The sequence below is a fragment of the Roseovarius sp. ZX-A-9 genome (genome assembly GCF_028369135.1).
In the GTDB taxonomy this organism is placed as follows: Bacteria; Pseudomonadota; Alphaproteobacteria; order Rhodobacterales; family Rhodobacteraceae; genus Roseovarius.
This window is the reverse complement of the sequence record NZ_JAPWHW010000001.1, coordinates 185,447-197,685: the sequence shown is the minus strand read 5'-3', so window position 1 is coordinate 197,685 and position 12,239 is coordinate 185,447. Positions and strand designations below refer to the sequence as shown.

17 protein-coding genes are annotated in these 12,239 nt (G+C 61.7%); 10 read left to right on the top strand and 7 right to left on the bottom strand.

What is annotated here, in order from left to right:
* Nucleotides 1-11 precede the first annotated feature (11 nt).
* Nucleotides 12-236, bottom strand: coding sequence for a YdcH family protein (locus O3306_RS00995; protein ID WP_272002041.1), 225 nt, complete (start codon nucleotides 234-236; stop codon nucleotides 12-14).
* A 168-nt stretch (nucleotides 237-404) separates the two neighbouring features.
* On the opposite strand from O3306_RS00995, the gene O3306_RS00990 reads away from it, so the two are divergent.
* The 3 genes from O3306_RS00990 to O3306_RS00980 all read left to right on the top strand — a co-directional run bounded on the left by O3306_RS00990 (nucleotide 405) and on the right by O3306_RS00980 (nucleotide 2,064).
* Nucleotides 405-824, top strand: a complete 420-nt coding sequence (locus O3306_RS00990) for an Hsp20 family protein (RefSeq protein ID WP_272002038.1) — start codon at nucleotides 405-407, stop codon at nucleotides 822-824.
* 12 nt (nucleotides 825-836) lie between these two features.
* On the top strand, nucleotides 837-1,064 hold the full coding sequence (locus O3306_RS00985) for a DUF1150 family protein (protein ID WP_272002036.1): 228 nt from the start codon (nucleotides 837-839) through the stop codon (nucleotides 1,062-1,064).
* Between the two features lie 175 nt (nucleotides 1,065-1,239).
* Nucleotides 1,240-2,064 (top strand): glycosyltransferase family 10 domain-containing protein, encoded by an 825-nt coding sequence (locus O3306_RS00980; protein ID WP_272002033.1) that lies wholly within the window; start codon nucleotides 1,240-1,242, stop codon nucleotides 2,062-2,064.
* Nucleotides 2,065-2,205: 141 nt separating this feature from the next.
* Here O3306_RS00980 and trxB read toward each other — a convergent pair whose 3' ends face one another.
* Complete coding sequence (trxB, locus tag O3306_RS00975) at nucleotides 2,206-3,162, bottom strand: thioredoxin-disulfide reductase (RefSeq protein ID WP_272002031.1); 957 nt, start codon at nucleotides 3,160-3,162, stop codon at nucleotides 2,206-2,208.
* A gap of 218 nt (nucleotides 3,163-3,380) precedes the next feature.
* Between trxB and O3306_RS00970 the strand changes: the two genes are divergently transcribed.
* Nucleotides 3,381-3,881, top strand: coding sequence for an Lrp/AsnC family transcriptional regulator (locus O3306_RS00970; protein WP_272002029.1), 501 nt, complete (start codon nucleotides 3,381-3,383; stop codon nucleotides 3,879-3,881).
* A gap of 54 nt (nucleotides 3,882-3,935) precedes the next feature.
* On the opposite strand, the gene O3306_RS00965 is transcribed toward O3306_RS00970, so the two are convergent.
* The 5 genes from O3306_RS00965 to lgt all read right to left on the bottom strand — a co-directional run bounded on the left by O3306_RS00965 (nucleotide 3,936) and on the right by lgt (nucleotide 8,264).
* The gene (locus O3306_RS00965) at nucleotides 3,936-4,715 is read right to left on the bottom strand and encodes a Hint domain-containing protein (RefSeq protein ID WP_272002028.1); all 780 of its coding nucleotides are present in this window, start codon (nucleotides 4,713-4,715) and stop codon (nucleotides 3,936-3,938) included.
* Nucleotides 4,716-5,059: 344 nt separating this feature from the next.
* Nucleotides 5,060-5,206: a hypothetical protein gene (locus O3306_RS00960; RefSeq protein WP_272002026.1), complete on the bottom strand. Its 147-nt coding sequence runs from the start codon at nucleotides 5,204-5,206 to the stop codon at nucleotides 5,060-5,062.
* Nucleotides 5,207-5,554: 348 nt separating this feature from the next.
* On the bottom strand, nucleotides 5,555-6,310 hold the full coding sequence (gene pgeF, locus O3306_RS00955) for a peptidoglycan editing factor PgeF (protein WP_272002023.1): 756 nt from the start codon (nucleotides 6,308-6,310) through the stop codon (nucleotides 5,555-5,557).
* Complete coding sequence (locus O3306_RS00950) at nucleotides 6,307-7,383, bottom strand: class I SAM-dependent methyltransferase (RefSeq protein WP_272002021.1); 1,077 nt, start codon at nucleotides 7,381-7,383, stop codon at nucleotides 6,307-6,309. Before O3306_RS00950 ends, pgeF begins: the two co-directional genes overlap by 4 nt.
* A complete protein-coding gene (gene lgt / locus O3306_RS00945; RefSeq protein ID WP_272002019.1) occupies nucleotides 7,380-8,264 on the bottom strand; it encodes a prolipoprotein diacylglyceryl transferase in 885 nt (294 codons plus the stop codon). The genes O3306_RS00950 and lgt overlap by 4 nt, the downstream gene beginning before the upstream one ends.
* Nucleotides 8,265-8,364: 100 nt before the next feature.
* Between lgt and O3306_RS00940 the strand changes: the two genes are divergently transcribed.
* The 6 genes from O3306_RS00940 (at nucleotide 8,365) to O3306_RS00915 (ending at nucleotide 12,160) form a co-directional block, all read left to right on the top strand.
* Nucleotides 8,365-8,613 (top strand): accessory factor UbiK family protein, encoded by a 249-nt coding sequence (locus O3306_RS00940; protein WP_272002812.1) that lies wholly within the window; start codon nucleotides 8,365-8,367, stop codon nucleotides 8,611-8,613.
* A gap of 265 nt (nucleotides 8,614-8,878) precedes the next feature.
* Nucleotides 8,879-9,127, top strand: coding sequence for a hypothetical protein (locus O3306_RS00935; protein WP_272002016.1), 249 nt, complete (start codon nucleotides 8,879-8,881; stop codon nucleotides 9,125-9,127).
* Between the two features lie 181 nt (nucleotides 9,128-9,308).
* Complete coding sequence (locus tag O3306_RS00930) at nucleotides 9,309-9,809, top strand: YbjN domain-containing protein (RefSeq protein WP_272002013.1); 501 nt, start codon at nucleotides 9,309-9,311, stop codon at nucleotides 9,807-9,809.
* Nucleotides 9,810-10,060: 251 nt separating this feature from the next.
* Nucleotides 10,061-10,879, top strand: a complete 819-nt coding sequence (gene proC, locus O3306_RS00925; protein ID WP_272002010.1) for a pyrroline-5-carboxylate reductase — start codon at nucleotides 10,061-10,063, stop codon at nucleotides 10,877-10,879.
* Nucleotides 10,869-11,210 carry a tRNA-binding protein gene (locus O3306_RS00920; protein WP_272002007.1) on the top strand — a complete coding sequence of 114 codons (342 nt, stop codon included), beginning with the start codon at nucleotides 10,869-10,871 and terminating at the stop codon, nucleotides 11,208-11,210. The genes proC and O3306_RS00920 overlap by 11 nt, the downstream gene beginning before the upstream one ends.
* A complete protein-coding gene (locus O3306_RS00915) occupies nucleotides 11,207-12,160 on the top strand; it encodes a 2-hydroxyacid dehydrogenase (protein WP_272002005.1) in 954 nt (317 codons plus the stop codon). The genes O3306_RS00920 and O3306_RS00915 overlap by 4 nt, the downstream gene beginning before the upstream one ends.
* Nucleotides 12,161-12,239: the final 79 nt, after the last annotated feature.

Genomic DNA, 12,239 nt, shown 5'->3' with positions numbered 1-12,239 from the left:
ACCCGCGACGGCTAGGCAATGATATCCGGCGTCAGACGGTCCTCGATATAGGCAATCCGGTCCTTGAGACGCAATTTCTGTTGCTTGAGCCGTTTGATTGTAAGCCGATCGAGCGGACCGCGCTCTTCGAGCGCCGAGATTGCCAGATCCAGATCACGGTGCTGACGGCGGAATTCGATCAGCTCGACGTGGAGCACGTCGTCCGATTTCATCGACAGGTCGCCAAAAGCGTTCATAAGCCCCGATTCCCTCAAGGTTGCATGGAAAGACAGGATAGGCGCTGTTGCACGTTTCGCAAAGCCCTTGCGGCGCCCGGAGTGAGTGCCCATATTCCTTTCATGCGGTGGTCGCCAGAATGGGGCCACTTGCATATGGACCGGTCGCTTAGATTCAAGGACATGTCGATGACAAAACTGACTTTAGGGGCACACCCCTACATGCTGGGCTTTGAACAGCTGGAAAGGTTGCTGGAACGCAGCGCCAAATCCGGCAACGAAGGCTATCCGCCGTTCAATATCGAACAGACCAGCGAAAACTCCTATCGCATTACCTTGGCCGTGGCCGGGTTTTCCGAAGATGATCTGGCCGTGACGGTCGAGGACAGGCAATTGGTCATACGTGGCCGCCAAGCCGACGACATGGGCGAACGGGTATTCCTGCATCGCGGCATCGCGGGCCGCCAGTTTCAGCGATCTTTCGTGCTGGCTGACGGCGTCGAGGTGGGCGCGGCGATCATGGAAAACGGGCTGCTGCATGTCGATCTGACCCGGGCCCAACCCGAGATGGCCGTACAGACCATCAAGATCAACAAGAACCGCGCATAGGAGAGGAAGAGTATGGATACCAAGTATGATTTTGGCGCAGGCGAACAAAACCGCATCGCATATGTGCGTTCGGTCGATGTGACCGAACTGCCGCAGGCTCTGCAGGCACAGGTTCATGGGCTGGACCGGCTTTATGCCGTTCACAGCGCCGAGGGTGAGCGACTGGCGCTGGTGCGTGACCGCAAGCTGGCCTTTGTGCTGGCCCGGCAGAACGATCTGACGCCGGTGGCAGTGCACTAATCGGGATGCGTGTGGCCTGACCATAGAGTCTTGCTGCTTGAACAAGGCGGTGCGTGTGGCGGGTGTGGCGATTTCGATTCACCTTCCCCGCCTGCTGTTCTAAGGTTGACGCAAACCCGACAGCGAGACGCATGTGCCTCAGGCCACCCCGAAAATCGCCATTCTGCCCAGCAATATGAAGCTGGGTGCACAGCCTGGCGCGATCCCGCTGGAGCGGTTGATCTGGCCCTTGGGCACGCCTCAAGAAATCTCGGGCAAATGTCTGCGCGATCTTGGCACTGATGATCATCTCATCGTCTTTCCCCGGACCACGCTGCATTTCCGCCCGTTCTGGGGTATCCGTGCGCGGATCTCGATCATGGTGATGGAACCGCCTGCGATCCACGGCCATCATCTGCGCAGGCTGCGCTGGAGCTATCGGCGCTTTTTTCGGGTTCTGACCTGCAACGAGGGACTGCTGGCGGCGATCCCCAATGGCATCTTTTTTGCTCATGGCAGCACATGGGTGCCGGAATGGCGCACGCTGGACCTGACCAAGACGCGCATGACCTCGCTCATAGCCTCGGCCAAACGCTCGCAAGAGGGGCACGCATTGCGTCACAGCGTCGCTGCCTGGGCCAGTGCGGAGGGGCTGGACGTGGATACGATGGGCGGTGGTTATGTCCCCTTCGGTGCCAAGGCCGAAGGTCTGGCCCCCTACCGCTATTCCATCGTGATCGAGAATGTGCGCGAGCGGAATTACTTTACCGAGAAGTTGCTGGACGCGGTGCTGTGCCAGACCGTGCCGATTTACTGGGGTTGCCCGAATATCGCCGATTTCATCGACACCAGCGGTATGATCATATGCGAATCCCAAGAAGATATCCGGCGCGCCGTTCTGGACGTATCGGAGACCCAGTACGAGGCATTGCGCCCTGGCCTGATCGCGGTGCAGGGACAGGCCGACGGTTGGGCCGACTACATGGGCCGCGCGGCGCGTGCGGTGCTGGACAGCGCCTGAGGGAACAGTGCCGCGTTCCCCGTTTTCAAAACGGGATCTGGAAATCCCCGATCACGTCGTGACTTGGTTAGGCGGCGCTATGCGGACTTCACTGAGGCCCGGAACCGGCGTTCCGGTCCCATGCCCCGGGGGTGTTTTGGTTTAGTCGCGCGGCGCATCGGCTTGTTCGGCCAGCCAGCGCTCGGCCTCGAGCGCTGCCATGCAGCCCATACCGGCCGAAGTGACCGCCTGACGGTATTTCCAGTCGGTCAGATCCCCCGCGGCGAAGATGCCGGGCACAGTGGTTTCGGTGCTATCGGGCTTGGTGACGACATAGCCGCCCATGTGCGTTTCCAGCACATCCTTGACCAATTCGTTCGCGGGCGCATGGCCGATGGCGATAAAGACGCCCTTGCAGGGGATGTCGGTGATCTCGCCGGTTTTCGTATGCTTGACCTTGACCCCTTCGACGCCCAGCGGGTTCTCGGAGCCATAGACCTCGTCCAGTTCGTGGAACCACAGCGGGTGGATCTTGGGGTTCTTCTCCAGCCGGTCAATCAGGATGCGCTCGGCGCGCAATTCATCGCGGCGGTGGATTAGCGTGACCTTGGAGGCGAAATTGGTCAGGAACAGGGCCTCTTCGACCGCCGTGTTGCCGCCACCTACGACGACGATCTCCTGCCCGCGATAGAAGAACCCGTCACAGGTGGCGCAGGCGCTGACGCCGAAGCCTTTGAATTTCTCTTCGCTGGGCAGGCCCAGCCATTTGGCGCGCGCACCGGTCGCCAGAATGATCGCGTCGGCCTCGTAGACCGTGCCGCTGTCGGACTGGCAAACAAAGGGGCGCGAGTCGAAGTCAATCGAGCTGATGATGTCGCCGATGATTTCGCAGCCCATGGCCTTGGCGTGGGCCTCCATCCGCACCATCAGATCAGGACCCTGCACTTCGGTATCGCCAGGCCAGTTCTCGACTTCGGTGGTGGTGGTCAGCTGGCCGCCCGGTTCGATCCCCTGCACCAGGATCGGATTCAACATCGCACGGCTGGCGTAGACGCCGGCGGTGTATCCTGCCGGGCCGGAGCCGATGATAAGTACCTTGGTCTTGCGAGTTTCGGCCATGGGGCGTGCCTTTCGGGTCAGTCATTGCGCGTCGGTATCGGCCTGATATAGACGCGGCGGGCGCTGGGTGAAACCCCTGCAATGCTGTGCTGCATAATGCGAATGTCGGGACGGATCGCGCAACGATATTGCGTCAGGGCGAAGCATTGTTGCGCAGAGTCGCGCTCTGATATAAGAACCGGAAAATCATTAACGCGCATTCCAAGGACAGGTAAGAGATGGCGACAACCCGCCTTGACTCGATTGATCGCAAGATTCTGGCCGAATTGCAGGCCGATGGCCGTATGACCAACGTGGAACTGGCCCGGCGCGTCGGCATTTCTGCGCCGCCCTGCCTGCGCAGGGTGCGTACGCTGGAAGAAAGCGGCTATATCCGCGGATATCACGCGGATGTGGATGCGCGTGAGCTGGGCTTCGAGGTGCGTGTTTTCGCTTCGGTCGGACTGCTCAGCCAGGCCGAGGCCGATCTGAGCGCGTTCGAGGCGCGTTGCCGGGCCTGGCCGCTGGTACGTGAATGTCACATGCTGAACGGCGAAGTGGACTTCATCCTCAAATGCGTGGCCCCTGATCTAAGCAGTTTTCAACGGTTCCTGACCGAAGAACTGACCGCTGTCGAGAATGTGGCCAGCGTCAAGACCTCGCTGGTCATCCGGGTCGCCAAGGACAAGCCGGGCGTGCCGTTCGACGTTCTGGAAGATCGGCTGACCAAGGAGGCGTAGGCCGGGCTTCGGCCCCGCATCCTGCCTTGCAAGCACATTTCAACACGAAACGTTTTACGCGGTATTCCATCCGTCTTGCGGCCGCAACGGCGCGCGTGGATGCGCAAGGCTGCCGAATTCCACCGGTTTGCGGATATGCGGGAAGAACCCGAGGAACAGCGCCAGTTCATCCTGGGTCATGGAATGGTCAAAGCCCGGTCCGGGGTGGAAGGTTTCAACCGAAAGTCCCGCGGCCATGATCGTCGCATGGCGCGGCAACAGCAGGTGAAACAACTGAACCGCGCTGGGCGGGCGCAGTTCGATCACTTGGGTGCCGTCGAGCATGTCGCGCACCGGGCGCAGGGTCTGATCCTGAATGTTGGGATCTCGCCTCAGCACGCGCGCGCCGGGGCCGGCCATGAAATCGGTCATCGGGCGGCTGATGCCCAAGGCATCAGCCATCACGCGGATAAGGCGTGGCCCGGTCCCGCCAAAGGCGCAGGCGTCGGGGCGCAATGTTATCGTACCGATCCAGAGCAGGGGCGAAGGGCCGCGTTCGCCCGTCTGGAGCCTCATCCCCGGCATGAGATCCTCGACCGCAACAGGGCCGTGCGTGGTCGTGATCAGGGTGCCGCGCGCAAAGGCGGAAAAGGCATCGATGAAAGGCGGCGTGGCCGGTGCCGAATGCCGCGCCTCGCCGATCTGGCCATTGCCGCACAGATACTGCACGTCATAGCTGATTGTCGGTTGCGCGCGCGGGCTGTCCAGCCCGGGCATCGTGGCGGCATTGTCGGCAAGTCCCGAGCCGACGCGCGACGCGTTTGCCAGACTCGCTGCCGAGGGGGTGTAGACCATGCTGTGTTACCCTTTCCAGGTTGTCACAACCGCGTCGGCCCCCACCGACAACGACAGCTGGACGGATGTCATCTGCAAACAGCTGCAGACGGAATATGTGGTTTTGTTGGTGATCGTCAGATCTCCGGAAACAGTGGAAGCATGAGCGACGTCAATCCTCTGGGCGCAGTGATCGTTTTCCTTGCGGCGTGAACGGGTTTGCCAAATTTCGACCTGCGGGCCTCGATACAGGGACGCCTTGGCGTGATCTGAATAAACAGATGAGACCGTCCGTCGGAATGGACGGCCCCATCTGATCCACAACACTTCTCACTCGTACAATCCTTATGCGGCTAGCACGGCGCTCAGGCGCGGCGCAGCCGGCATGCTGCGTATCCGGTCAGGCGGGCGGCGATATTCGCGCGGTGCCCGCGGCGGAACGGCATATCAGGAAGCTCGGTCAGGCTGGCGGCCAGAACGGATTTCATCCAACGGCTCTGTTTCGGTTTCATCTGCTTCATCTCCTCGACTTTGCCCGCCTCGCGGGTCTGCACTTTACTTGGCGTTGATGAACAATATGGCAGGGCTTTGAGGCCAAGGTTTGACCGCTCGGGCAATTTCGGTAAATGCGCAGGGGAAACTTAATTTTTATAATACAAATTTACGTAGAAGACTGAAAGTAAACAGTATTATGCATGTACTTTACGTGGTTTCAGAATCGCGTCATGCACGCTTGGGTGGAAATGCGGCAAAGGCGGGTTGGCTTGGCCGCGTTTTTGCCAAATTCCGGCAACTGTTGATGGGGCATCGGTCCGGTTCTGAACTGGCTCGCGGATCAAGAGCCACGCGGTGGTGAGAATTCAGAGGCGGATTGTCGCGATCAGGCGGCCATAATCGGCCTCGCCGTGATGTGTTGTGCGCCGGAAGGAATAGAACCGGTCGGCATCCGCGTAAGTGCAGTGGCGGGTCCATTCCGCATGGCCCACACCCGCGTTGCGCAGCCGATACAGGCCAAAGCCGGGCAGATCGAATTGCATCCGGTCCCCTTCACCGTTGGCAAAGAACCGCGAGGCTTCGGGATCTTCGGCCAGAAACTCATCAAGGAAATCGGGGCCGACCTCGTAGGCGGCCTGGCTGATCGTGGGGCCGATCACGGCAGTGATGTCGCTACGCTGCGCCCCGAGGTCCTCCATCGCGTCCAGTGTTGCCTCCAGCACGCCGTCCAGTGCGCCGCGCCATCCCGCATGTGCCGCGCCGATAACCCCGGCGGAGTGATCGGCAAAGAGTACGGGCTGACAATCCGCCGTCAGGATACCAAGCGCCAGCCCCGGTGTGCGAGTCACCATCGCATCGGCGCGGGGCCGCTCGGTCAGGGGGCCGTCCACGGTTGCCACCTCGGCGGAATGGACCTGATGCACCGTGATCAAGTGATCGACAGGCACCTGCATCGCCGCAGCGACGCGGGCACGGTTGATGGCGACGATCTCGGATTGGTCAGAAGAGCCGGGGCCGCAATTGAGGCCGTGAAATATGCCCGAAGACGCGCCGCCCTTGCGGGTGAAGAAGCCATGGCGCAGCGGCACGAGCCGGTCGGCGGTGAGGATCTCCAGTGTCATGGTGTGCATCCCGGTGGCGGGACGGCGCCTTCGGGATAAAGGGCCATCACCTTGAAGAGCGTCCCCATTTCTGCCGGGTGGGTCAAGCGCCGATGTGCGGCAACATGCGTGTCCAATGCCGCGCCGGTCATCCCGGTGGCCAAAGTCTGCGCACGCTGGGTGATCCCGAGGCGCTCCAGAAAGACGCCTTGAGGTGTGAGGCGGCTGTGTGCTGCGGGCGCGCTGGCCTGCGCCAGCGCCTCGAAATCCACATGCGCCGTCAGGTCGGCGGTGCCGGGGGCCGCAAGCGGATCGGCATGGGCGTGATTGCTCAGCGCTTGAAATGTATCACCCAGGGTGTGCCAGTCGCCATAATCCACAATCAGCGCCGCGCCTCCCTGCGTCGCGATGCGCTGGCCAATTTCACTGGCGATGCTGACACCGGGCGGGCAAAGCTCGATGATATCGCCGTTCGTTGTATCCATCAGCCGGTGGTCCAGCGCGGGGATCGGCAGGCGCGCACCGAGCCCAAAGACCAACATGCCGTCTTGCTGCCCAACGCAGCGTTCGCGCCAGCCCGGCCCGTCGCGCTGTATCTGTCGAATCGGCAGCGCGTCGAAAAATTCATTCGCAACGAGGAAAATGGGCAGGTCCGGCACATCCTCCAGCCGGTCGTGCCATTGGACATCGGTGCCTTGCAGGGTGCGGCGTTGGACGGCGCGCAGGGTAGGGGAGCCTTCGACCAGATGAATCTGTGCCGCGTCCGAAAAACCGGGCACCTTTGCCGTCGCCCGCAGCATGTCGGCCATCAGCGTGCCGCGCCCCGGTCCTAGTTCAACCAGCGCGAACGGGGCGGGTGCCCCCTGATCCAGCCAGGCCTGCGCCATAGCCAGCCCAAGAAGTTCTCCGAACATCTGGCTGATTTCGGGGGCGGTCGTGAAATCGCCCGCGGCGCCCAATGGGTCGCGCGTGGTGTAATAGCCGTGTTCGGGATGCATCAGGCAGATCTGCATGTAGTCCGACAGAGGCATCGGACCGGATTGCGTGATCCGCGCCAGCAGATGCCGGTAGAGCGGAGTCGTGGTGGGCGTCATCTGCGGCGCCGGGCCACTACGATCAGGCCGATGCCGACGGCAATCATCGGCAGGGACAGCAATTGCCCCATGCTTAGCCCCGCGCTGCCAAACCGCAGGACATGGCCCATCGGGTTGTCGGCCGAGATGAACTGCGCATCCGCCTGACGGGCGAATTCGACGATGAACCGGCCCAGCCCGTAGCCGATGAAAAAGACGCCGGTGACGAAACCGGGCGTTCTCAACGCGCCGCGCCGGTAGACCAGCCACAGCAGGATCGCTCCCAGAAACAGACCCTCCAGCAGCGCCTCGTAAAGCTGCGAGGGATGGCGCGCGCAGAGCGTCAAGATGTCCGGGCAATCCTGTGCCGCGGCCCCGGGAAAGGCCACGCCCCAAGGCAAGTCGGTGGGCCGGCCCCATAATTCGGCATTCACGAAATTCGCCAGCCGACCGAACAGAATGCCGATGGGTGCGACCATCGCCATCACGTCGGATAGCGACAGCGGGTGAATACCGTGCCGGGCGGCAAAGAGGAAATTGACCGCGACCACCCCCAGAAGCCCGCCGTGGAAGGACATGCCCCCATGCCAGATCATCAGGATCTCGGCCGGGTTTTGCAGGTAGTAGAGCGGCTGATAAAACAGGACGAACCCGATCCGCCCCCCCAGGATCACCCCGAGAATGACCCAGAACAGCAGGTCATCGACCTGTTTCTCGTTCAGCGCCGGCGCATCGCCGGGCCAGAGCTGCGGCCGGCGGGTGGTGTGGACGACGATTCGCCACCCGAGGATCAGACCGGCGATATAGGCCAGCGCGTACCAGCGCAGCGCGAATTCGATCCCGAAAACGGAGATCGAGAAAATCTCTGGCGAGAGATCGGGGAATGGGATCATGGTCAGCATTTGGTGCCGTCTTGCCCATTGTGCGCCGGGGAAGTCAACCTTGTGGCGCGCGCCCGATCACCCCATATAGGGTTCAGACAATATGCCGGAGAGAATGACGATGCAGACCCGCAACAAAGTGCTCGACGATATCTCGCAACTGATGACCAACGCGATGGGCGTGGCGCAGGGCGCCAAGCAGGAAGCCGAAACCGCAATGTCCTCGTTGGTGGACCGCTGGCTGGCGGATCGTGATTTCGTCACCCGAGAGGAATTCGACGCCGTGCGCGCCATGGCGCAGAAGGCCCGCGAAGAAAACGAGGCCCTGAAGGTGCGGCTCGACGCGCTGGAAAGCAAGTCCGCCGATTGAGGGCGGTTCATCGCGAAAGATCGGTCATAGGATCAGCGGGAGAGCCGGACCTCTGCCTTGGCGGGATACATGGCTTTTTCGAAAAGTTTGATTTGACTTGAATCGCTGACACCCCCACGCTCAGAAAAGTACGCTTTTATCAGTAACTTACAATCCAGAGGCGTGCACTCCAGTCGCGTAACGTGCGTGGGTTGCAAAATGGTGTTGGAGCAAGCAGAGCAAAGGTGCGGCAATCCGGAGATGTCCGCCGGACTGGACGGGTTGCGTGCAGGATGATCTCGCCACAGACCTGCGCCGGATCAAAAGCGGTCTGGCAAAGGCCCGCGCTTTGCGGGGCATCATCAGGGACGCGCCAGAACAGCTGCGCCGCGACGCGGCAATCATCACCTACACCCGTATCGTCGACGATCTGATGGAGCGGTTGCACAGGCTGGAGCAGTCCGGGGTGTTCGACCAGGCGCTGGCCAACGCCGTGCGGGACCGCATCAAGGAACGTGATGACGGCTTATCTTGATCGAAAGAGATAAGCGTCCACAACTTATTGCGGTTATCCACAACAAATTGCTTTACAGGATGAATCGGGTGCCCCACCATATCTGGTAAGGGTGAGGGGATTACCCCCCGCCCATAGAGCAGGCCCATAGTGCTTGGGGGCGCTACCCATCCCCAGCGCTAAGCAAAAACGAGGTGGCACCGTGGCATTGTCAGAGCAATACCTGCAGGAAGACCTTCATCCCATCGATATCGTCGAGCATCTGGCCGAACACAACGACTGGGATTTCGACCGGATCGGGGACGATCAGATCGCCATGGCTGTCGTGGGCCAGTGGCGGACCTATGCGATCACCTTGGCCTGGTCGGCTTATGACGAGACCTTGCGGCTGATCTGCACCTTCGAGATGGAGCCACCGGAAGAAAAATTGCCCGCGCTCTATCATACGCTCAACGAGGTCAATGACCGCTGCTGGGCCGGGGCGTTTACCTATTGGCTGGAGCAAAAGCTGATGGTGTATCGCTATGGTCTGGTGATGACCGGCGGGCAAGAGGCGAGCCCCGAGCAGATCGACACGCTGATCACCGCCGCCGTGACAAGCGCCGAGCGGTATTACCCGGCCTTCCAACTGGTCGTCTGGGGCGACCGCAGCCCACGCGATGCGATGCAGGTCGCCATCGCGGAGACCTACGGGCGCGCCTGAACCGAGCGTTCTTTCATGAGTGCCTTCGGCACGCTGCACCAGCAGTTGGGGGTCAGCCCCCAACGTTGAAAATTGATACAATTTTCAACGCTCCCTCCGGGGCATATTTTTTGGCCAGAAGATGCAAGTTTCGGTCTTGAACCGACAGGCGGCGAGCATTTCTTTGCCGTCGTTACGTTCGGGCGTTGCCCAGCGAAATCGCGCGGCGTAACAGTGTGTCACAGGCTGAAGATGTTGGGAAAGGGCGAGGTATGGACATGGATTTCGTGGCGACGCGCGGTCTCGTACTGCTGGGATGTGGCAAGATGGGATCGGCCATGTTGCAAGGTTGGCTTTCGGACGGGCTGCCGCCAGAGTCGGTCTGGGTGATTGACCCGAACCCAAGTGAATGGCTGCAGGGTACGGGTGTGCATATCAATGCTGACCTGCCTGATGCACCGGGCATCGTGCTGATTGCGGTCAAGCCGCAGATGATGGGCGAAGCCTTGCCTGCGATCGCGGCGAATGGCAGCGGCGAGACACTCTTTTTGTCGGTCGCTGCGGGCACGCCGATTTCGGCATTCGAGGCGGCATTGGGCGCCGAGAGCGCGATCATCCGCGCCATGCCCAACACCCCAGCTGCTGTCGGACGGGGCATCACGGCCATTGTTGGCAACGCGCATGCGGGGGCGGCGCAGATGGATCTGGCCGAGACATTGCTGCGCGCCGTGGGGCAGGTGGTGCGGCTGGACGATGAAGGGCAGATGGATGCGGTGACGGGTGTTTCTGGGTCCGGGCCGGCCTATGTGTTCCATATGATCGACTGTCTTGCGAAGGCAGGCGAGGCACAAGGGCTGTCGCCTTCGTTGGCGATGCAACTGGCCAAGGCGACGGTGGCGGGCGCAGGTGCGCTGGCCGAAGCGGCGGACGAGAACCCCGCGCAGCTGCGCGTCAACGTGACCAGCCCCAATGGCACCACGCAGGCCGGGCTGGAGGTGCTGATGGATGAGGCCACAGGCTTGCCACCGCTGATCAACAAGACCGTGGCCGCGGCAGCGGACCGGTCGAGGGAGCTGCGCAATGGCGGATGAAATTTCCTTTGACGACTTTCTGAAGGTGGACATCCGCGTTGGCCGGGTGATCCGGGCCGAACCGTTTCCCGAGGCGCGCAAACCGGCGATCAAGATGTGGATCGACTTTGGCCCCGAGATCGGGACACGCAAGACCTCGGCACAGGTGACGGCGCATTACACGCCCGAAGGGCTGGTGGGTCGTCAGGTCATGGGCGTGGTAAACTTTCCGCCCCGCCAGATCGGCCCGTTCATGTCCGAGGTGCTGGTGCTGGGCCTGCCTGACCCGGAGGGCGAAATCGTGCTGTTGCGTCCCGACAGTGAGGTTCCAGAGGGAGGGCGGATGCATTGACCCGAGTCTTTCTTACCCGTCCCTTGCCCGCCCGGGTGATCGCGGCGGCAGAAGCGGCGTTCGAGGTCGAGGTGCGCCAGAGCACCAAGCCGATGAAACCGGCTGAGATGCGCGCGGCCCTCGCGCTCTATGACGGCGTTCTGGCAACGCTGGGCGACCGGTTCGATGCCGGGATCTTTGAGGAAGGTGGCCACCGCTGCAAGATTTTGAGCAATTTCGGAGTGGGCTATAACCACATTGATGTGGAGGCGGCGCGTGCCTGCGGGGTCACCGTGACCAACACGCCGGGCGCTGTCACCGATGCCACTGCCGATATAGCGCTGACCCTGATGCTGATGACGGCGCGGCGCGCGGGCGAAGGTGAGCGGCTGGTGCGGTCAGGCAAGTGGGAGGGCTGGCATCCGACGCAGATGCTGGGCCAGCACATGAGCGGCAAGACTGTCGGTATCATTGGCATGGGCCGGATCGGCCAGGCGATTGCCCGGCGCTGCCATTTCGGGTTTGGCATGGACGTGATCTATGTGAATCGATCCGAAAAGACGCTCGACTTCGAAGCCGAGCGGAAAGAGGACATGAAAGCGTTGGCCAAGGCCGCCGATTTCGTGGTGGTCGCCGTGCCGGGCGCTGCCGAGACGCGCCACCTGATCGGCGCCGAGATGTTTCATGCGATGGGCAAACACGCCTATCTCATCAATATCTCGCGCGGCGATGTGGTGAAGGAAAGCGCGCTGATCTCGGCGCTGGAGCGGGGGCGGATCGCAGGCGCGGGGCTGGATGTCTACGAGAACGAGCCGCGAGTGCCCGATGCACTGCTGACGCGCGAAGACGTGGTGTTGTTGCCGCATCTTGGGACCGCCGCGCAGGAAGTACGCGAGGCGATGGGCATGGTCGCGGTGGAAAATCTGCGTGCCTTCTTTGAAGGCGTTGTTCCGCCCAATGTCGTGAACTAAAGCGCTTCGCGAAAAGTCCGGGAGCGCGGGCTTTCGCGAGATGCGCGTTTGGCGGCGAATGCAGACCGGATTGGCAATT

Coding starts and splice junctions, on each gene's coding strand:
- proC (WP_272002010.1), top strand. CDS start 10,061: ATGGACATGGATTTCGTGGCGACGCGCGGTCTCGTACTGCTGGGATGT.
- O3306_RS00980 (WP_272002033.1), top strand. CDS start 1,240: ATGAAGCTGGGTGCACAGCCTGGCGCGATCCCGCTGGAGCGGTTGATC.
- O3306_RS00970 (WP_272002029.1), top strand. CDS start 3,381: ATGGCGACAACCCGCCTTGACTCGATTGATCGCAAGATTCTGGCCGAA.
- O3306_RS00965 (WP_272002028.1), bottom strand. CDS start 4,715: ATGGTCTACACCCCCTCGGCAGCGAGTCTGGCAAACGCGTCGCGCGTC.
- O3306_RS00950 (WP_272002021.1), bottom strand. CDS start 7,383: ATGACGCCCACCACGACTCCGCTCTACCGGCATCTGCTGGCGCGGATC.
- O3306_RS00995 (WP_272002041.1), bottom strand. CDS start 236: ATGAACGCTTTTGGCGACCTGTCGATGAAATCGGACGACGTGCTCCAC.
- pgeF (WP_272002023.1), bottom strand. CDS start 6,310: ATGACACTGGAGATCCTCACCGCCGACCGGCTCGTGCCGCTGCGCCAT.
- O3306_RS00920 (WP_272002007.1), top strand. CDS start 10,869: ATGGCGGATGAAATTTCCTTTGACGACTTTCTGAAGGTGGACATCCGC.
- O3306_RS00990 (WP_272002038.1), top strand. CDS start 405: ATGACAAAACTGACTTTAGGGGCACACCCCTACATGCTGGGCTTTGAA.
- O3306_RS00940 (WP_272002812.1), top strand. CDS start 8,365: ATGCAGACCCGCAACAAAGTGCTCGACGATATCTCGCAACTGATGACC.
- trxB (WP_272002031.1), bottom strand. CDS start 3,162: ATGGCCGAAACTCGCAAGACCAAGGTACTTATCATCGGCTCCGGCCCG.
- O3306_RS00960 (WP_272002026.1), bottom strand. CDS start 5,206: ATGAAACCGAAACAGAGCCGTTGGATGAAATCCGTTCTGGCCGCCAGC.
- lgt (WP_272002019.1), bottom strand. CDS start 8,264: ATGCTGACCATGATCCCATTCCCCGATCTCTCGCCAGAGATTTTCTCG.
- O3306_RS00985 (WP_272002036.1), top strand. CDS start 837: ATGGATACCAAGTATGATTTTGGCGCAGGCGAACAAAACCGCATCGCA.